A 20,281-nucleotide genomic window follows, 5' to 3' on the forward strand; every position below is an offset into this window, starting at 1 on the left:
GTTTCTCCCCACCTATCCATTAGTGTCTTACTTTTTTATATTTGCGTTATAGCGATTCAGTCCCGTTTGATAGATCTCCATCAATTCGTTCAAACCCATCTTCTCCAGCGTCTTCACATAGCTGTCCCACTGCTCATCGATGACACCATCTACGATAAACTTGCCTCTTTGGGTGTTCGCATACTTGATCAATTCAGGTTCAATCTTGTTGATTCTGTCCAATTCTTCCGGGTTGAAGAAAATGCTCGGATAGTTTTCCTTTTCCATAAAAGGATCATAGTACTTCTCCAAATCTTTCACGCGCTGCTGGGCCCGAGGCTCCAAATCAACGACTTTCCCCAAGTCTTCAATGGTAATGACGCCGGGGCCGCCTGCGCCGGGAGCCACTTTTTGCCGGAATTCGCCGGCGGAGGTTCCCTCAGGAAGTGGCAGGTTCACCAATTTTCCGTTTTCGTCTTTCTTGAAAACGACATCCAGCGGGCCCCAGTGAATTTGCGCCGCCATATAAGGTTCATACTGCTCATCGATCCATCTCATCGTGATTTCCGGATAACGGTTCGCTTTGGTAATCACAAAGGCACCGCGTGCCGGACCGCCGCCATTGCCGCGACCGATCAACTGATCCCCGTTCGGTCCCTTGAGCGGAGACAGCAAAGCATAATCCTGGCTTCTCTCTGTTCCGACGACCTCTTCAACTTCCCACCAGATGTAGGAGCCGAGCGTTTCGTCTGTTGTTTTGCCCTTGGCCAGATACTGAGCGGCGTCCTGGGTGAACGATTCGGGGTCGATCAGGCCTTGCTTATACCATTTCTCATGAAAATATTTCAAAGCTTCCTTATACTCAGGTTGCGTAGCGGTAAAAATCACTTTTCCGTCACGGACGATCCGATGCTCCATGTTATCCGGCAGTCCGAAAGCTCCGAAGATGCCGCCAATGTCCATACACCACTGCATGTGCATAAAGCTTAACGGGATTTCATCGGCCTTTCCGTTTCCGTTCGGATCCTGCGTTTTAAAGGCAACCAAGGCTTCCGTGTACTCATCGAGTGTTTCCGGCATTTTCAGCCCCAGCTTATCAAGCCACTTTTTATTGATCACGTGAAAGAAAGGGTTGGTTCCGAGATTATTCTCTTCCCACGACGGCAGCCCGTAGATGTGACCATCCGGTGCCGTGATTGCTGATTTGATGTCGGGTCTGAGTTCAAAAAGCGCTTTTAAGTTGGGCGCGTATTGATCGATCAAATCCTCCAGTGGAATGATCGTTCCGTCTTTCCCGTAATTGATGAGTTCGTAATCAGAGAACCCGGCCGTATAAAAAGCATCCGGCAGATTTCCGCTAGCTAGCAGTAAATTTTTCTTCTCGGCATAGTCGGTATCCGGGATGTTCTCCCACTCAACTTTAACGTTGGTTTGCTTTTCAAGACGCTTGAAGATTTCCATTTCGGAATATTCCGGCGCCAAAGCAGCTTTCGGGGATACCATCTTTAAAGTCACCGGTTCTTTCACAATCGGCAGACCGGTTTTATTGAAATTTGCGTCCTGATCCGGATTCTCCGCTACGTTCTTTGACCCACCCCCGCCCGAACATCCGCTTAATGCAAACGCTCCGGCCAGTATAAGAATCCCCGCACTTTTGAATAAAGATTTCATCGTTTACATAACCTCCCTTTTGAACTTTCACCAATTGGAATCCTTTCACGAAACGTCTTCTGGATTTGTCTGGATGCCATACATCAATATCGCTGCACATCCCCCCTTTCAAGCCCGAGGCCAACATCACCCCTTGATCGAGCCGATCATCACGCCTTTGACAAAGTACTTTTGCAGGAAAGGATATAAAATCAGCAACGGCAGGCTGGAGACCATGATGACACCGTATTTGATCAACTCCGTAACGCGCATCTTGGCTGCGTAAGATTCCACATCCACCATCATGCCGGAGTTGACTTGATTCTGGACGAGAATATTCCGTAGCACCAACTGCAGCGGATACTTGCTTTCATCGTTTAAATAGATCAGAGCATCGAAAAAACCGTTCCAGAAACCGACGACATGATACAAAACCATGACGGCAATGATGGATTTCGACAGGGGCAACACAATGCTCCAAAAAAATCGGGTATTGGAACAACCGTCGATCGAAGCCGCTTCCCACATTTCATCTGGGATGGACGACTGAAAAAAAGTTCTTACGATAATGACATTGAATATCCCGCCGGCCCCGGGAATGACCAGCGCCCAGATGGTGTTCAACATGTGCAGGTCTTTGATCAACAAATAGGTCGGAATCAACCCGCCGCTAAAAAACATAGTGATCATCAAAAACCACATGATGGCCGATCTCCCGACCAAATCCTTGCGGGCTAACGGGTAAGCTGCAAACACGGTGACGGCGACTCCAATCAAGGTTCCTAACCCCGCGTAAAGTATGGAGTTGGCATAGCCGATCCAGATGGAGGAATCATTGAATATCCGTTCATAGCCATCAAGCGTAAACCCCTTCGGATACAACCAGACTTCCCCTGAATAAATCAGATTGGGATCGCTAAATGAAGCAATCAGTACAAAATACAGCGGAAATAATACAAGCAGCATTACGACGGTCAACAAGAAGACATTGATGGCGTCAAACCAAGCGTCCCCTCTGCTTTTTCTTTTCAACAATTGGTTCAAAGTAAATCCCCCCTTACCACAGACTGGTTTCCGTCAATTTTCTGGCGATCCGGTTGACAGTGACAATCAAGATGATATTGATAACGGAATTAAACAGTCCGACTGCCGTTGAAAAGCTGTATTGCGCCTTCTGAATCCCCAACTCGTATACATAGGTCGGAATAATATTGGAAGTGGCATAGTTCAGATCGCTTTGCATCAGAAATGCTTTTTCAAAACCGATGCTCATGATGTTTCCGAGTGCAAGAATAAGCAAGATTACGATCGTCGGCAAAATGCTGGGGATATCCACGTACCATACCCGCTTCCATTTGCTTGCTCCATCCATGATCGCTGCTTCATGCAGTTCGGGATTAACCCCCGCAAGAGCAGCCAGATAAATGATCGTGGAGAACCCGGTCTCTTGCCATATCCCCGACAAAATGTACAAAGGACGGAACCAGCCTTCGTCGGCCATAAACATAATGGGATCACCTCCGAACAAGGTGATAAGGTGGTTCACGATTCCACTATTTGGCGATAAGAAAACATTAAGCATGCCAACAAGCACAACGGTAGAAATAAAGTGCGGCGCATAAATGACGGTTTGGATAAATTTCTTGTACCGCTTGCCCAGCATCTGGTTCAGCAAAAGCGCGATGATGACCGGTGCCGGAAAGCCGAACACCAGCGACAGAAAACTGAGTGTCAGTGTATTGCTCATGATCGTCCAGAAGTTATAGGAATCAAAAAAATCAATAAAGTGTTTGAACCCTACCCATTCGCTGCCCCAAATTCCCTGGCTCGGCGAGAAATCCTTAAAGGCAATTTGCACACCGTACATCGGATAGTACTTGAACACGAGATAGACCAGAATGATTGGCAGAAGAAACAGATATAATTCGTAGTTGCGTTTAATCTGAACCCAAGTCTTACGTTTCACCTTGACTATGGATTGATCTACCCCGGAATCGCTTGAATTCACCTTTATGCACCCTTTCTAAGCAAAAATATGATGTAATTGAAACGTTTCCAATATAATTGAAACGTTTCCAATTTATCAGAAGAAAAACGTCAACCGGCAAATTCGCAACGTGAAACCGCCGTGTAAATGATGTTTTTCTCATGATCTTGAACCGTAATCAAGTCGTTTCGCCTTGCCTAAATATAACTGGAAGACGATAAGCCTCCCGATCCAAAGTCTCACCTTTGATCTTTTTGTAGAGCAGCCTAATCGTCGTGCGCGCCATCTCCTCTACAGGCTGCCTGATCGTTGACAATATCGGGTGAAAATAAGGATGATCTTGTATGCCGTCATATCCGATGACCTTTACATCTTCCGGAACGCGAATCCCCCGTCTGCCTGCTCTTTCTATATATTTGGCCGCAAACATATCGGTAATAGCAAAAATGCCATCTACATCACGATACTCATCCAGAAATCCTTCAAAATATGCATCGTCGTCCACAACGGGGTCCGGCTTCTCGTATACAACATAGTCAACGCCCATTGTTTTCGCCTCCTGAACGAAACCCTCTCTCCGATTCATCGTTTCGCTGAAAACGGAAGTGACGCTGCCTAGAAAAGCCGGTCTTCGGGCTCCCGCTTTGACCAGTTCCCTTAACGCCAGCCGTCCCCCTTCATAGTTATCGGAAGTGACACAAGTGATCTTCTTGCTAAAGTGTCTGTCGATACTGACAATCGGAATATCATTGCTCACGTCATTTTCGATATCGTTATACGTAATGCCGACAATACCGGCCACTTTGTTTTGCTGAAGCATATCCAGATAATATAATTCCTTTTCGGGTTTGCCTCCGCTATTGCACAACATGAGCTTAAAACCTTCCCGATCCAATTCATCTTCAATGTAATAAGCCAGTTCGGAAAAGAAGGGATGCCAGATACTCGGCAGCAGCAAGGCTACCATTTTGGATTTCCGCATTTTGAAATTTCGGGCAATCTCATTAGGAATATAATTCAATTCTTGTATGGCTTCCTCAACTTTTCTGCGTGTAGCAGGTTTTACAGCGCCCGAATTGTTAACGACCCGGGACACGGTTCCCACAGCTACACCAGCTAAGTTGGCTACATCTTTAATACTTGCCATATAACCCCCCCACTTAAACTCTCTCTTATGGAAATCATAATAACACCAAATTGGAAACGTTTCAATATTTTTTTGAAGGCGCTTTTATTATGTTCTTACTTCAAAACAAAGTTAGAAACACCTTTACAAGAAGAACGGATAGATAAACACGTTTCTAATCCGCCTATCCTCATAATCTGTATAACTACAAATCAAGCAGTATGGATCTCACTGTCTCAGTACCCCAAAATCATGCAAACGAATAGTTCCTGGCTTAGTCTTATTACGTAAGCTGCGAGAGGAAGTCATCTGACTTAAGTTCGTTCAGCCATCGTTATTGCTCCCCCGCAACTTCGAATGAAGGCGTCGTTTATATATATTAACCTCGATTTTGTAAACATACGAACAGTTCCTTCGCAACAACGAACGTAACCGGGAGACCGCTCGACAAGGGCTTTCTAAATCCTCATTCCTTATCCACTGAAAACCAGCAAAAAGCCTTTCACATTTACATTCAATACATTTTGAATGATCATAATCATTACAAAAAATAACAGCACATATGAAAAAGTTTTTGAAGGAATCTTTGTGAAGATGAATGCATTTACATTAGAGATTTAAGCTGCAAACAATAATTAATTAGCATATCTTAATGTTCAGTTAACCGGTATTTGACACAAAAGTAGATGAATGAACGTACAATTAAAATTTGTACAAAAAAGATTTTTGACAAATTAGGAGGTGAAATTTTGAATTTTTATTTGGGATACCGTTCCGTTGTAGCATGCCGGCTGAATTAGGGGCAATGTTTTATGACTGTTCGTTGTTTTGGAAGTCACTTATCGTAGCTTGACCTATTAACTGAACAGAGGTGTCTTAATGTTGAAATCTGCACGAAAACATTTATCCGCATTGCTTTGCTTCGTTATGGCTTTTATGACGATGCTTCAAATTATTCCTGCTCAGGTTGCCAGAGCTGCGAATCAAACGATCACTATGGACAAGCCGACCTACATACAAGGCCAGCCCATCACATTATCCTATACCGGAGCTTCAAAAAAAGACTGGATCGGCCTATATATGAAAGGAGCCGTTCCACAAAGCAGCAATCCATCTCTTGTCTGGAGCTACACAAGCTCGTCAGGCCAGCCTGACGGCAAGCTGACCTTTACGAAAAATCTGCCTCCTGGCGAATACGAAGCCCTGTATATGGAGGACGACGGCTACAACATTTTTCAGCGGGCCCCGTTCTCCATCATATCGCTCGAGGCTCCCAAAAGCATGACCATATCCGATACGGCTTCTGATCCGAACCAAATATCCGGTGAGGTCACCATTCAAAACCCGGCCGACATGTCCAACATACTTAACTATTTGCTGTATTGGGGCAACGATGTCGGCAAGCTTCCCGGCCACCCCGCTATCGCAACGATTCCCTTGACCGTGACTGGCGCAACGTACCAGCCCGCTACTTATACGTTCCCGGTCGACACGCCGATTCCGAAGGGTGCTACGAAGCTGATCGCCTACTCCAACTCCATAGCGGGATCGTCGTCGGCGAGCGCCGAAGCTGCTATTCCCGGCTTGACCACAGAGGAGCCGGCAGTCAGCTTCGAGGTAATCAGCGACATGCATATAACGAGCGATTCGGACCATTACCATAACAAAAACTTCGAGAATGCACTGAAGGATATCATCCAGATGGACCCGAAAAGTGATGGCTTGATGACCGTTGGTGATAACACCAACAACGGCGACGAAGCGGAATATCAAGAATTGAAGCGTATTTTCGATCAGTATAAGAGCAAACTTCCGCCGACCTATTTCGTCCAGGGAAACCACGACGTTCGCTGGGGGGATTGGAGCCAATATTCTGAGCGGTTCACCAAGTACACAAACATGAAATCGAATTATTACGATTTTTGGATTAAAGGGTATCATTTTATTTTTCTCGGCACGGAAAAAGGGCTGAAGGATTACTCCTATCTATCGGATACGCAGTTAAAATGGCTTGACGCCAAGCTGTCCGAAAACGAGTCCAAGGACAAGCCGACCTTCATTTTTCTCCATCAGCCTCTGAAAAATACGGTTTCCGGGGCAAACGAAAGCTATATTCCAACCAACAACTGGTATGGCGTAAGACAGGATAAGGAATTGAAACTGATTCTGGCCAAGCATCCGCAATCGATTATGTTCAGCGGCCATACCCATTGGGAGCTGGGCGCGAAAGATACAATGTACAACGCGAAGTATGCAACCCTGTTCAACACGGCATCAACGGCTTACCTGTGGACGGACAGTAATGCTTACAAAGACGGAAGCCAGGGCTATTTCGTGAAAGTGTACGACGACAAAGTGGTCGTGAAAGGCAGAGATTTCGCAAACAACAGCTGGATTGAGAACGCACAATTCGAGGTGAAGCTTTCGGCGCAAATTCCGGTAGTCGATCCGGCGACCGATCCCGATTTGACGTTAGGTAATCCTACTATTAAAACGGTCAAATCCTCGTACGCTCCTGCCGAACCAGTTCAAGTCGCGTATACAGGCTCTGTTCTGGAAGACTGGATCGGTATTTTCCCTGCAGGAACGAAACTCGGCAAAAATGTAAAAGCGATCGCGCAGCAAAAAACGAATAGCGTTCAGCAGCCTGACGGAACGATGACATTCAGCGGCCTGAACCTTGCGCCGGGCAAATACGATGCGGTCTATGTCGGAGAAGCCGAATACCGCTCAGATAACGACAATCTTGAACTTGGACGGGTAACGTTTGAAGTTGCTAGCGCACCGCCGGTTGATAACCACCCGTTTGTTGTAACAAGCGCGGCTTTAGCGACAAATACGTCCATGGTTGATGCAACCGTCACGGTGAAGCCGACCACCTCACAAAATACGGCTGTGGTCGTCTTCCAGCTGATGAAGGGAAATACACCGGTCAGCATCGCGTCGTATCAAGCGCCAGTACCCGCCGAGGGCGGCTCCTTCAATGCCAAATTCAACGTAAACCGCAATAGCGGCTACCATGTTCGCGTGCTGATCGTTTCCGATTTCAGCGCCGATCTGACGAATGTCGGCACGCTGCTTGCAGAACCGGTAACGCTGCAATAGCGATATTGCACGAAGCCAAAGCAGACCAAACCAACTAAGAAAGAGGAGATTTCTTTGACAAGCAAGAAAAGCATCATTTCCTTCTTATTGATGACGATGCTTATGACGTCCGTTCCGGTTGCGGCAGGCGCGGAAGCAGTACCGGCAATGAAGCTGGACGCCGCCGTCAAGCATCCGGGCGATACGTTTCGAATAACCGGGACTTCACCGCTTAGCAACATCATCGTAAAGATCGTCCGCCCGGACGGGACGGTACTTTACTTCAATGCGGTGAAGGTCAACCAGGATGCTTATCAAGATACGATCACGCTGCCGGCCGATACGATGACGGGTCAATATACAGTGATCGCCGGCCAAGGCGGTCTGGAAACGGCGGCGAAGCAGACTTTTGACGTGACTAAGATACCGAGTGACACTGGCGGCTCGGACAGCAGCGATTCCGGACGCGGTCCGGGGGCGTACAATGGAGGCGGCTCCGGAAGTGCAGCCCCAACACCTAACGTTGGCGCTTCACCGGTTAAAACGGACGGCTCGGCGATCACAGTAACGGTTCCCGCTTCAGCCTTAACCGTTACAGAGGTGAATGAGAATGGAGCTGTTCTGGCGAAAGTTGCGGTCGACAAGGCTGCGCTGTCAGCGGCATTCGGGAAGCTGACATCTCAATCTAATGAAAACCGCAAAGCGTTGATCGTGTCCATCGTAGTTCCTGGACAAGGCAAAAGTTTGGCTGGAGCAAAGGTCGAGCTGCCGTTGGAGGTGCTAAAGGCCGCTCAGAGCATGGCTCCGGATGCGATTGTTGCGATACAATCTAACAGCTCATCTATCGAGCTGCCAGTCAAGTCGATTTCCGTATCCACGCTGGAAAGCTCTCTGAACGCTCTGGCATCCGAAATTGGCATCGCGGTTGTGATTCAAACCAAGCCAGGCCTGTTCACGGAGAATGAGAGTAAAACAATGGCGGCCCAAGGCATCGCCACCTTGTCGAAGCCAATTTCGTTTACCATCTCGGCTGCCGCAGTCGGCAAACAGGTCAAGGTGGAAACGAGCGGCACCCGTTTCATCAACAAATCCCTAACCCTCTCCGGCAAGATCGATCCGAAAAACTCGACGGTCGCAGCCATCGATCCGCTGACACACGAGCTGCGCTTCGTCCCGTCCGTCTTCATGAGTGCGGCGGATGGCGGCACAACCGTTGTACTCAAGCATCCAACGAATGAAATGTACATGGTCGTTTCATCCAAACCAACATTTCATGACGCCGTCGGCCACTGGGCTCAGCACTCGATCGAGCATTTGGCGTCCAAGCTAATCGTGAATGGCATTGACACAAACACTTTCGCCCCGGATGGTAAAGTAACTCGGGCTGAATTCACGGCGCTGCTCGTCAGAGCTGCCGGACTGAGCAGCGATTCGCAGTCGTCCGTATTCAAAGACGTTCAAGCGAGCGACTGGTTTTCCGGCGCGGTGCGGACGGCCAAGGAGCAAGGCTTGGTTAGCGGCATGGAGGATGGAACGTTCCGGCCTCATGCGGAGATCACGCGCGAGCAAATGGCCGCCATGCTGGAGCGGTTTATGGGACTGGTTAGTACAGAGCCTACAGACCCGCAAGCGAAGTCCGTCAACCGGCAGAGCCGCTTCAAAGATTCGGGAGAGATCACCGAATGGGCAAGAGCTTCGGTGGAATTGCTTGTATCAAACAAGCTGATGGACGGCAAAGCAGCCGACAGACTCGCCCCGAAGGAGTCAGCGTCGAGAGCGGAAACCGTTGTTGTTCTCGAACGCCTCCTTCGTTACGCGAAGCTTATCAACGAGTAAATCCTCCTTTGGTGGAGGTGGGGAACGCATTGATAAGCAGGTGCAGAAAGAAGAAGATAAAACCCACAAAAAGCCTTGATCTATAAGGCTTTTTGCGGGTTTTTATGTTTACTTCAGGAGCTGCACGGCTAACAAGGCTCACTAAATAGGTGCTATACCAATCTGGACGTTTCGCTTTAATCAAAGAAAGCGCTTCGATCAATGTAATTCCTTTTAAACTTGCTAATCTTTTGAAATCAATTCGTTGATGGATCAGCCAAATTTGAGCTATAGACTCGCCACAACTTGCATCAATCATTTCGTCATAATTCCTATCGTTTGAAACTTTGATTAGAATATCAACAGTCTCGTCGTCTTGATAACTACTCCCCAACTCTATAACTGCGTCATCCTTCTCTGCATCACTTGATGTTGGATCAAACAATATCTCTAATAGACTTTCTTTACCCACTACATATCACTTCCTAATGGAATATGTTCTTTAGCCACTATAGTAATATTAGTTAATTATAGGTAATATAGGAATATAGTTCAATAATCGCTTCTGGAAATAAAAAGCCTCGCCAGTAATTAGCGAAGGCTTTTTGAATCTCACATTCCAGTAGAGACTCCGTACTAATTTCCCTCAAAAAAACTTCTTGTTATCCCGATCCTCCTTCAAAATCTCCACCGCTTCGCGGAAGCGCAGCGAGTGGATGATTTCGCGCTCGCGCAAGAACTTCAGGCTGTCCTGGATGTCGACATCGTCGGTCATGTCGATCAGCCACTGGTATGTAGCGCGCGCTTTCTCTTCGGCGGCGATATCCTCGTAAAGATCGGCGATCGGATCGCCTTTGGCCTGGATGTAGGTCGCCGTAAACGGCACACCGCCCGCACTCTGGTAAAATAGCGCCTTGTCATGGTTTACGTAGTACGGATCGAGTCCAGCGGCCTTGATTTGCTCCACCGTCGCATCCTTGGTCAGCTTATATACCATGGTGGCAATCATTTCCAAGTGGGCGAATTCTTCGGTGCCAATATCGTTTAGCAGACCGATTACCTTATCCGGAATCGTATATCTTTGGTTCAAGTAACGAAGAGCGGCCGCCAATTCTCCGTCTGCCCCACCGTATTGCTCGATCAGCAGCTTTGCCATGCGGGGATCGCATTTGCTTACACGAACAGGGTATTGCAGTTTTTTCTCATAAATCCACATATTATCGTACTAACCTCCTTTAGCTTCAATAACACGGAAGGCAGGTTATCAAACCTGCCAAGGCCAGGGACTCTTCGACCATTCCCAGGGGAATTTGGAATAGGCGCGTCCAAAATTCTGCAACGGACCGTATAGTTGTTGAAAATGATTAGCCAGCTTCGTCCGTTCCTGGGTCACTTGATTGAACTGCTGGATGGCTGCAAGATCATCGGGATGTGTGTCGAGATACAGGTTTAGTTCCACCAGAACAAAATCAAGAGCCTGCAGCTTTTCAAGCAACTCATAATACTCCGGTTCGCACGGCGATTTGGACGTATTGGCCAAATTTGGCATCATGTTCGGCATCATGTTCGGCATATTGTTGTTATCGTTCATGGGATCACCGTCCTTTTCCCCATTTGGATTCATAAGGGCTGTACAAAGAGGGCCATAGCGTACCATGTCTTAACGCGTCCATCGGACTGAACTGCGGCAAATTGGGGGGCTGAAATTGAATGTATAGTTGCGGTGGGGTGCTGTATGTTTTGCAAGTTATGGGCGGACACGGATCAAACGGACCGACAAAAGGGGCATACGCTTGCTCTTGCGGATAATTCAAACAACTTCCTCCTTTTCCAGAACAATATCATCTGCCAGGGGTAAAGACCCCCTACTTCCTACCAATAACATATGACGAACGCCCAGATTATGAACCGAAATTTCGCCAAAATGGCAAAAAAAGCGCCGAGGTTTGTCTCGTCGAAAAATGCGAACAAGCCGCCTAAATTCAGGCAGCTTGTCGATAAATCTTTAATCCTACAACATTCCACAGAGGTTCTGCCGGCTCAAGCTTTTCTTTTTATCATGTAAATAGAACAAATACCCCACGATATTCAATGCAGCGAATATAATGATCCAGTGTACTTTTCCCCGTCCATCATAGTAGACATTCATGCTGGCCCATAACGCAAACATTAACCAATACCCGGCAAGCGTGCAGTAGCCAAAAGAATAGAAAAACGTATAGTTAAAATAGTTCATAGCAATATGGACAATAAAGGGATACTCCTTTGGATCATAATCGCCGCTATTAGGGTGGTGGCCGTAAGAATTCACATATTCCCACATGAAAAAAGTTGACTTCTTAGAAATGCCTGTGAACGTACTATCATCAGGAACTAAATTTGCCCAATGCATTAAATACTGCTCCGTATCTTTGTCCACGGCATACATCACTTTACTCGGAATTTGAACTTTTGATTCTGCACCATCATAGGCAACAACCGCAACCCCATTAACGCCCCAATGGCCTTTTACCCATTTCGCGATTTTATTATCCAGGTTTTTGGATACCGTTTCATTAGTAGATACAGCGATTTCCTTTTTGACCAGGTGGTACGCATCTTTCGCATATTTATCACACAACCACTCATCCCATATGCCAATAAACACGCCAAAAGAGAGCACGGCAAGCACCAGTAACGTCAAAGCCATAGTTAAGATGCCCACCGAGAAGGAATGTCTGATTTTGTAAATTTGTTTCAATTCTTCCTTCACAGAACGTAGCTCTCCGAAACGGTCAATCGCAATTCGAACTGCTTGCTCTTCCGTTTCTCCTTGTCCGACCAGTTCCTCCACGCTGCTAAGTAAATTGGAAGTCATCTCGTCCCTGAACTCGTTGATTTCATTTGAGGTTCCTACCATCCCATGACATAATTGGCCGATATACACCTCGATCTTTTGGTTTGTTTCCGAAGTCAATGAAACTCTACTCATTCGCCAACACCTCCCAAAAATTGGTCAATGACTTGTTTAAATGCTACCCAGTCTCTTTTACCGTTCTGAAGATGGGTTATTCCTTCATCGGTCAGGTGGTAATATTTACGTCGTCCTGCCGAACCTTCATCCGGGTCCCCCCAGTAAGATTTCAGTAGCCCTCGCTGCTCTAAACGCTTTAAAGCCATATAGAGAGTAGCTTCTTTAATGTCAAAGACCTCGCCGCTGATTTCACGAGCTTTCTTGGCTAGTTCATATCCGTATAACGGTTTTTCTTGAAGAAGGCTAAGGAAAATAATCTCCATGTACCCTTTCAACAATTCCTTATCTAGCCCCATCTCTCAACCTCCTATTGAATAATACATCGCATTATAGAGTATATAATAACAAGAAGCAGACCGATCGTCAATTTATTCCATCGTTTTAAATATTTAAAGGCACTTGAATCCCGAGTTATGGACGAATCGAACAGACGTTATTTCCCGGAAAATTGATCATAAAAAAATCTAACGAATCCTACAGGTGCTATTTCGTCTTATCAGCTGCTAATTGGCCTGAAAAGTGAGAAATAACGGTTCTGAGATTCGTTAGATTTTAAAAAGTCCTATTTTCCTTCAAATAGCGTCGCTGAGGTTCATTAAAGGATACTCGTAACGACTAACCGCTACACATTCAGCCACAGCATAACAGCACCACGGTAACGGCGACGGCACTGCTGCCCGAGTTACTCCTTAGCCTCTTCTTCCCCTTCGGCCGGCTGATTAGGCAGCTTGGATACTTTCACGCGAGTAATCCGCAAGCGCCCGGATTCCTCAACCTCGAACAAGAAGCTTCCAACCTGGACCTTTTTCCCTTTCGCCGGGGCACCTTCCAGTTCCTTGAACAGCCAGCCCCCGATGGAATCGACCTCTTCGTCCTCAATCGTGCTGCCGATCAAATCGTTCACATCCTCAATCAGCAGCCGACCATCCACCGAATAGGCACCTTCCGCCAGTTTTTCCACCTCGGGCCGCTCATCCTCAAACTCATCATGCAGATCCCCGACGATTTCCTCTAAAATGTCCTCAGCGGTCAAAAGCCCTGCCGTTCCGCCATATTCATCTACAACGAGGGTTAGCTGAGAGTGCTTCTTCTGCATCAAGCGCAGAACGTGACTAACCTCCATGGACTCCGGCACATTAAGAATTGGACGGACCATCTCCGCTAAATTTTCCGAGTGCTCAGGTTCCGGCAGCAGCAGGTCCGTAATATGTACAAAACCGATAATCTGGTCCTTATCCTCCACCGCAACGGGATAACGGGAATGCTTCGTTTCCGTCACGATTTTCATATTTTCTTCCCAGCTGAGATTTGTAAACAAGCAATCCATGTCCGTACGGGGGAGCATGACCTCTCTGGCAAGCATGTCGGAGAAATCGAAAATATTGTCCATCAGCTTCATTTCGTCTTTATCAATAACGCCGCTCTTGGCGCTCTGATTCATGAGGATACGAATTTCCTCCTCGGAGTGGGCCGCTTCGCTTTCACTGGCAGGTTCAATCCCGATGAGATGAAGTGCCCCGTTCGCCGCCGTATTCAGCAGCCAGATGACAGGCTTGAACACTTTATAGAACATAAGGAGCGGCGCAGACAGCCATAACGAGGCTTCCTCCGTTTTCTGAATCGCCAAGGATTTAGGCGCCAGCTCTCCCACTACAATGTGCAAGAACGTAATGATCGAAAAACCGACGACCACCGATATCGTGGAGATCAATCTCGAATCCGATACACCTAATTGATGCATGAGGGGCTCGATCAGCAATTCGGATACGGCCGGCTCCCCGACCCAGCCTAGGCCAAGGGAAGCCAGGGTAATGCCTAGCTGAGTGGCTGATAAATAGGTATCCAGCTTTTTGTTCACCCTCAGTGCGTAGCTGGCGCGACGGTTTCCTTCCCGTGCCAGCTGGGTGAGCCTGGATTGCCGAACCTTCACGAGCGAAAACTCGGCAGCAACAAAAAAGCCGTTTAGAAATACTAGGACGAATACAATGACTAAATTAAAGAGCAATTTGCCTACTTCAAACTCAGTGTGACCGTCAAGTGGCACAAAAAACGCCTCTTTTCTATGTGGTTATTGCTTGGCGAGTTTTAAAATCAATATCCTTATAATACATATCGGCAACGAGCAGATTCGGCCCGCAGCAATTGGCGATGTCGCAGTAACAATTTACAGTTTGATTCAGCGGATGCTCCATTTGCCACTTTTCGAAAATGTCGTCGAGTCGGTCCTTCTGTACATTTCCGAAGGCTGGAATCGCAGCGAAATCCGTTACGAACACATCTCCTGTAAACAGGTTTACATTTACTCGATTTCGTCCGTCCGGGTCATTGCGAACCGTCACATTAGGCTCCTTGCGAAGACGGCGGAGCAAAGAAATATCTTCCTGATCGGAGTTGCATGCAAAGAACGGCAATGTCCCGAACAGCATCCAAATGGAGGAATCGCGCGTATCGAGCAGATGATGTATCGCCCTGCGCATGTCATCCAGCGATAATACCGGCAGATGCTCGGCAAAATCAGCCGCATACATCGGATGAACCTCATGTCTTTGGCAGCCCATTTCGACGATCAACTGGTGGATTTCCTGAAGCTTCTCATGTGTTCTATAATTGATCATCGTTTCGGCGGATATGAACATGCCTGCCTCACTAAGCCTTCGCGTATTTTCCATCATCGCCTGATACAGCCTCGCAGTCGCTTCACGTTTTACGGGATGACCACTTCGGGCGAATCCAACTTCATGAAAATCCGCTTCATTCGTATAGTTAAAGGAAATATGCATCACATCCAAATAAGGAAGCAGCGGCTCGTAGCGATTATAATCCAACGTCAAGTTCGAATTGATTTGTGAACGAACCCCTCGTTCCTTTGCATACTTCAGGATCGGGATGATTTTTTCCTCTACGGTCCGTTTCCGAAACGTAGGCTCGCCCCCTGTAATACTGATCGTTTGCAAATGCTCGACTTGATCCAGCATGTTCAGAATCATCGAAAGAGGCAACTGCTCCGGTTCAGTCATCACAAGACTGTCACCAACCGCACAATGCTCACAGCGCATGTTGCACAAATTCGTTATTGTCATCTCTACGCTGGTCAGCCTATGCCGACCAAATTGGCGAAGCGATTGCATAGGGTCCCACGGGTCATAAGCCGGACTTATGAGCCGATCTTCGGCACCCTTGTTCTCGTTGGGCCATTTTTTCAAGAGTTCACCACCGTTTCCAGGCCATCCACCTCAGTAACGACGACAGAATGAATGACCGATAAATCTATTTCATAAGGAGATTTTAAGTCTACACCCGTAGGATCGGTCAACACGCGCACGACGGGTCTCTGCGGCATATGCCCGTGAATCTTGGCTACCACGCCAACCTCACCGGTACTTAATTTTACCGTCATGCCCATAGGATAAATGGCTACCCGGTCGCGAAACAACTCCAGCTTCGACTTCTCGTACCAGTGCCCGCATCCGGTGTATAGAACCTCCAGGGCTTGATGCGGCAGCATCGGCGAATGATAGACGCGGTGCGTCGTCATTGCATCATATGCATCTGTGATGGCAATCCACTTGGCAAATTCATGGATTTCATCGTCACGAATGCCCCGAGGATAACCACTACCGTCTATTTTCTCATGATGCTGGTAAGCGCAATGTGCAGAGAGCAAGGGAATTCCCGGCTCATCCTTAAGCATCTTGAAACCAATCTCAGGATGCTGCTTGATTTGCTCAAATTCCTCAGCGGTTAAACTTGAGGGCTTGTTAAGTAGCTCTAACGGAAGCTTCGTTTTCCCTATATCATGCAGCAAGGCGCCTAAACCAAGCAATGTCAGTTCTTCTTTGTTGTAGCCATGAATTTGCCCCAGTAACAACGTATAGACGCATACGTTCAAAGAATGGCGATACAGATAATGGTCCATGCTGTTAATGTTCATCATCATGATCATCGCATCGTCCCGAGAGCTAAGATCGTCCAAAATCGACTCGACTACACTCGCGAAGGTTTTGCCCAAATAAGGATAGACCATCCCCTTAATCGTAGGCCCTGATAGCTTGCGAAAATTCGTTCGAATCTCTCCCAGCGCACGTCGCTGCGTCTCTTCCTCGATCATTTCTTGAACGACAATGTCATCTGTACGAGCATCGGCAATATACACGAACTCCAAGCCGTGATGCTTTAACCGCCGAATAATCGCATCGGTTAATTCCGCATTTTCGGACAGGAGAATAATACCGTCCTCATTATAAATCTTTTTTCCTAATTTCATTCCGGCTCGCAGAGATCCGATAGGTATTAACCGCAAACAATCCACTTCCATCTCAGTAAATTTTCCATAGTATTGGGATTGCAGCTTATTAAGGATAAACTATTTTTTCGTAAGGTCACGCTTAACGCATAATAAATATCCAGAATAAAGCAGCAAGGATAAATCTATAGTATGCAAAATGGCGCAGCTGAATTTTCTGAATCAACTTCAAGAAAGCCAAAACAACGATATACGCGACGATAAAAGCAATGACAAAGCCTATCAGGAAATAGCCTATTGTCCCGGAGGTCAAATACCGAAAAGAATCCAGCATCTCATACCCTGAAACGGCGCACATAATTGGAACGGCAATGAGGAAGGAGAAATCCGCCGAAGCCTTATAGCTGGCCCCGCTGAGCATCCCCCCGGCAATCGTCGAACCGGAACGTGAGAAACCCGGCCACAATACGGATATGCACTGGTACAAGCCGATAAGAAGCGCCTGCTTGTAGCTCAGTTGGTCGATGTCCTCCGCCGTTACGTTCGCTTTATTTTTGGAGAACCATTCGGCAAAAATCATAAACACGCCACCGACCACCAAAGCCCACAGCACTGTATGCGAACTAAACAATCCTTTGATGAAATCCCGGAAGAAGAAGCCTACCAGCAAAGCTGGCATAATTCCTAAAATAACATGGATCAAATCAAGACGCCGATTCGGCAAATATTTGCTTTTGCTGACTACTGTAACTTTTTTGTTTAAGCCAAGCAGGTTCAAAATCCGCTCCCGGTATACCCAGGCGATTGCTAATATCGCACCCAGCTGAATTACGATTTCATAGGTTTTCATTACGGGTGATTGATCATCATAACCGAGCAGCTTGGCTGTCAAAATCATATGTCCTGTCGAGGACACGGGAATAAACTCCGTCAAACCTTCCACGATCGCTAAAATAACTGCAACTATTAAACTCATTCAATCCTCCTGATTTGGTGTGACATCTATACTTCCTTGGTGTTGATCTTAGTCCAACGAGGAGTAAAGCAGTTCTCGACCGCCCCCGCTGTTTGCAGCTCCATTCGGAGCAAATCCCGCAAAAAATCGGGCAGCATGAACTCTTTGTGACTGCCATTTTTCAGTCTCTCATAACCGATGCCGAACGAAAACATATCGAGCGTTCCGACATCGTAGGATTGCTCCTCCAAAAGCGGGGTGCCTGAGATGCTCGCTTGTACAATCCGGTGGTAGGGCTGGGCTGTTGGATCATAGATAATGTCCAAACCGTCAACACAAATGCCCCCAAGCACTTTCCCTCTAAATCCGAATCCGAAGATGACCTTCTCCGTCACATCGTCCAAAAGTGATTCCTCGAGGCTATAGAGAATATCCTTACCTTCTACCCGCATTCGGCAAGGGTTTATCGGCGATGGACAGCGCTCGTGCAGCATACCCAAGCTGATTTCCCCCGCCGGTAGACCGGCTAATAACTGACCGCTGTTTACTAACGAAAAGTCACTACCCGTAAACCTTCTTACCGCTTGTGCCAGCAAGTTGCCAAAAGGGGATTCTGAAGCATAATCAATCGACAACTCTTTTGCCGTAACGGCTACCCCTCGGCTCAGTTGAGCTTTTGCGGTTTCCCTGCTCTGCTCAATCGCCTGCTGGACTTTGTCCAGAGCAGGCCCCTCCTCTACAGGAAGACATATCCCGTTCATTCTGAAGGGAAGGTCCACGTCAGGTCTGCTAAAGACTTCGATTTTCCCTAAGTAACGGCCGAATTTACCCGCAGCAGTTATCGTCGTTGAACCGATAACTAGGGGCTCCTCCAATAGATGGTGTGTATGTCCGCCAATGATGAGATCGATTCCCGGCACGGTCTCCGCAAGCTCCTTGTCAATCGGCAGACCCAGATGTGACATAACCACTATAAGATCCACTTCGCTGCGAAGCTGCTGAACAGACTTCGCGATCGTTTCTCGAGGATCTAATGCCATGAGGCCAAGCAGATCATAAAAATCCGCAAAGGCTGCAGTCGCCCCAATGAGCCCAACTCGAAAGCTGCCCTTGTTCACAACCAAGTGTGGGCTCATCCATGTGGGAAGGGCTCCCGTCCTTTTTTCTAAAATGTTCCCACATACGACAGGACTGCGGAGTCCACCGTAAGCCTCTTTCAACAAGTCAGGTGTAAAAGTCAGCCCCTCGTTGTTCCCGATAGTAACTGCATCGTATTCTGTCAAATTGAGTACATCGATGTTGGCCTGTCCCATCGTTCCTTCCGTCTCAGGCGCCGCCCGATCCATATGATCACCGATATCGAGAACAAGCGTAGGGCCTGGAGCCTGGGCCCGCAATTCATCAATCATCGATGCGATGCGTCCCATCGCGCCGAAATGACTATGTATGTCGTTTGTAAAAAGTATCGTCAATATCTCCTGGTTCATATCCGGCATCATGAATTGCCCCCCTTGCCTTTTCTGCAAAAACCGGCCTATTCTAAATTTTAGAGTTCAAATAGTATTATATACCTTAAAATTGATCATTGTCTTGTCTTAATGATATATTACTAACAAACAATTCCAAGGAGATAGTTATGATATTGAAAATCGCTCTTTTTGCTGGACTAGCCGACCGGATCGGCACATCCAGCTTAAATTTCACATATCCACACGACACGGTAACCGCCGATAAATTAAAAGAGGCTTTAGCTGAGGAATATCCATCCGCCGCCCAGCTCATCGCAGTTTCCTTTGTGGCTATAAATCAGGAGTATGCTTCAGGAAACGTTCTGATCACCGAACAAGACGAAGTCGCTTTGATTCCGCCCGTTTCCGGGGGACAGCCGACCGACGAGTACGATGAGAATCCAAACATAGATGAGCTTTACACCATTACAACCCATCCCATTTCCGTTGAGGAGGTCACTCGCCAGGTCATCACCCCAGCTCATGGCGCTGCGCTAACCTTTACCGGTACGACACGAGAATGGACGGATGGGCGTCGAACGGTGCACCTGGAATACGAAGCCTATGTTCCAATGGCTTTGGCCAAACTTCGGCAGATCGGTGCAGAAATCGGTGAACAGTGGCCGGGGTCGTGCTGTGCAATCTGCCACCGAATAGGTAACGTAGGAATCGCCGAGATTAGCGTCGTTATCGCCGTCTCCTCTCCTCACCGGGACAGCTGCTATGAAGCGAGCAGATATGCTATCGAACGTCTTAAACAAATAGTCCCTATTTGGAAAAAAGAAATGTGGGAAGACGGCTCAGAATGGAAAGGACATGGTCTCGGTCCCTGGAATCCTTCTGTTCCCGGTTCTTTTTCTTCGGAAAGCAAATAAGTTCGGCAAACAACTACAAATATCGTTGTCACCCCATTTATTTCCT

18 protein-coding genes are annotated in these 20,281 nt (G+C 47.3%); 3 read left to right on the forward strand and 15 right to left on the reverse strand.

Annotation, left to right across the window (positions count from 1 at the left end; genetic code table 11):
* Positions 1-27 precede the first annotated feature (27 nt).
* The 4 genes from ACFQ3W_RS19190 to ACFQ3W_RS19205 all read right to left on the reverse strand — a co-directional run bounded on the left by ACFQ3W_RS19190 (position 28) and on the right by ACFQ3W_RS19205 (position 4,763).
* Positions 28-1,650: an ABC transporter substrate-binding protein gene (locus ACFQ3W_RS19190; RefSeq protein WP_379320844.1), complete on the reverse strand. Its 1,623-nt coding sequence runs from the start codon at positions 1,648-1,650 to the stop codon at positions 28-30.
* A 126-nt stretch (positions 1,651-1,776) separates the two neighbouring features.
* On the reverse strand, positions 1,777-2,673 hold the full coding sequence (locus ACFQ3W_RS19195; RefSeq protein ID WP_379320845.1) for a carbohydrate ABC transporter permease: 897 nt from the start codon (positions 2,671-2,673) through the stop codon (positions 1,777-1,779).
* A gap of 13 nt (positions 2,674-2,686) precedes the next feature.
* A complete protein-coding gene (locus tag ACFQ3W_RS19200; protein WP_379320846.1) occupies positions 2,687-3,637 on the reverse strand; it encodes an ABC transporter permease in 951 nt (316 codons plus the stop codon).
* 157 nt (positions 3,638-3,794) lie between these two features.
* Positions 3,795-4,763, reverse strand: a complete 969-nt coding sequence (locus ACFQ3W_RS19205) for a LacI family DNA-binding transcriptional regulator (RefSeq protein WP_379320847.1) — start codon at positions 4,761-4,763, stop codon at positions 3,795-3,797.
* 858 nt (positions 4,764-5,621) lie between these two features.
* On the opposite strand from ACFQ3W_RS19205, the gene ACFQ3W_RS19210 reads away from it, so the two are divergent.
* The gene (locus ACFQ3W_RS19210; protein ID WP_379320848.1) at positions 5,622-7,847 is read left to right on the forward strand and encodes a metallophosphoesterase family protein; all 2,226 of its coding nucleotides are present in this window, start codon (positions 5,622-5,624) and stop codon (positions 7,845-7,847) included.
* Positions 7,848-7,901: 54 nt separating this feature from the next.
* Complete coding sequence (locus ACFQ3W_RS19215) at positions 7,902-9,662, forward strand: S-layer homology domain-containing protein (RefSeq protein WP_379320849.1); 1,761 nt, start codon at positions 7,902-7,904, stop codon at positions 9,660-9,662.
* Here ACFQ3W_RS19215 and ACFQ3W_RS19220 read toward each other — a convergent pair.
* The 11 genes from ACFQ3W_RS19220 to ACFQ3W_RS19270 all read right to left on the reverse strand — a co-directional run bounded on the left by ACFQ3W_RS19220 (position 9,652) and on the right by ACFQ3W_RS19270 (position 19,348).
* Positions 9,652-10,113 carry a hypothetical protein gene (locus ACFQ3W_RS19220; protein ID WP_379320850.1) on the reverse strand — a complete coding sequence of 154 codons (462 nt, stop codon included), beginning with the start codon at positions 10,111-10,113 and terminating at the stop codon, positions 9,652-9,654. The two genes, ACFQ3W_RS19215 and ACFQ3W_RS19220, sit on opposite strands and share 11 nt — an antisense overlap.
* 174 nt (positions 10,114-10,287) lie before the next feature.
* Positions 10,288-10,857: a manganese catalase family protein gene (locus ACFQ3W_RS19225; RefSeq protein ID WP_379320851.1), complete on the reverse strand. Its 570-nt coding sequence runs from the start codon at positions 10,855-10,857 to the stop codon at positions 10,288-10,290.
* Positions 10,858-10,905: 48 nt separating this feature from the next.
* Positions 10,906-11,232, reverse strand: coding sequence for a spore coat protein CotJB (locus ACFQ3W_RS19230; protein WP_379320852.1), 327 nt, complete (start codon positions 11,230-11,232; stop codon positions 10,906-10,908).
* 4 nt (positions 11,233-11,236) lie between these two features.
* Positions 11,237-11,455 carry a spore coat associated protein CotJA gene (locus ACFQ3W_RS19235; protein WP_379320853.1) on the reverse strand — a complete coding sequence of 73 codons (219 nt, stop codon included), beginning with the start codon at positions 11,453-11,455 and terminating at the stop codon, positions 11,237-11,239.
* Between the two features lie 197 nt (positions 11,456-11,652).
* Positions 11,653-12,612: a permease prefix domain 1-containing protein gene (locus ACFQ3W_RS19240; RefSeq protein WP_379320854.1), complete on the reverse strand. Its 960-nt coding sequence runs from the start codon at positions 12,610-12,612 to the stop codon at positions 11,653-11,655.
* Positions 12,609-12,950 carry a PadR family transcriptional regulator gene (locus ACFQ3W_RS19245; RefSeq protein WP_379320855.1) on the reverse strand — a complete coding sequence of 114 codons (342 nt, stop codon included), beginning with the start codon at positions 12,948-12,950 and terminating at the stop codon, positions 12,609-12,611. The genes ACFQ3W_RS19240 and ACFQ3W_RS19245 overlap by 4 nt, the downstream gene beginning before the upstream one ends.
* Positions 12,951-13,336: 386 nt before the next feature.
* Entirely contained in the window at positions 13,337-14,698 is a 1,362-nt protein-coding gene (locus tag ACFQ3W_RS19250; protein ID WP_379320856.1) for a hemolysin family protein, read from the reverse strand.
* A gap of 16 nt (positions 14,699-14,714) precedes the next feature.
* Positions 14,715-15,857 (reverse strand): radical SAM/CxCxxxxC motif protein YfkAB, encoded by a 1,143-nt coding sequence (gene yfkAB / locus ACFQ3W_RS19255; protein ID WP_379320857.1) that lies wholly within the window; start codon positions 15,855-15,857, stop codon positions 14,715-14,717.
* On the reverse strand, positions 15,854-16,954 hold the full coding sequence (locus tag ACFQ3W_RS19260) for an HD-GYP domain-containing protein (RefSeq protein WP_379320858.1): 1,101 nt from the start codon (positions 16,952-16,954) through the stop codon (positions 15,854-15,856). The genes yfkAB and ACFQ3W_RS19260 overlap by 4 nt, the downstream gene beginning before the upstream one ends.
* 85 nt (positions 16,955-17,039) lie before the next feature.
* Positions 17,040-17,873, reverse strand: coding sequence for an undecaprenyl-diphosphate phosphatase (locus tag ACFQ3W_RS19265; RefSeq protein ID WP_379320859.1), 834 nt, complete (start codon positions 17,871-17,873; stop codon positions 17,040-17,042).
* A gap of 26 nt (positions 17,874-17,899) precedes the next feature.
* On the reverse strand, positions 17,900-19,348 hold the full coding sequence (locus ACFQ3W_RS19270) for a bifunctional metallophosphatase/5'-nucleotidase (protein ID WP_379320888.1): 1,449 nt from the start codon (positions 19,346-19,348) through the stop codon (positions 17,900-17,902).
* A 140-nt stretch (positions 19,349-19,488) separates the two neighbouring features.
* Here ACFQ3W_RS19270 and moaD point away from each other — a divergent pair, with 140 nt between their 5' ends.
* Entirely contained in the window at positions 19,489-20,235 is a 747-nt protein-coding gene (gene moaD, locus ACFQ3W_RS19275; RefSeq protein ID WP_379320860.1) for a molybdopterin converting factor subunit 1, read from the forward strand.
* Positions 20,236-20,281 lie beyond the last annotated feature (46 nt).

The organism is Paenibacillus puldeungensis (genome assembly GCF_042678945.1).
Taxonomy (GTDB): domain Bacteria; phylum Bacillota; class Bacilli; order Paenibacillales; family Paenibacillaceae; genus Fontibacillus; species Fontibacillus puldeungensis.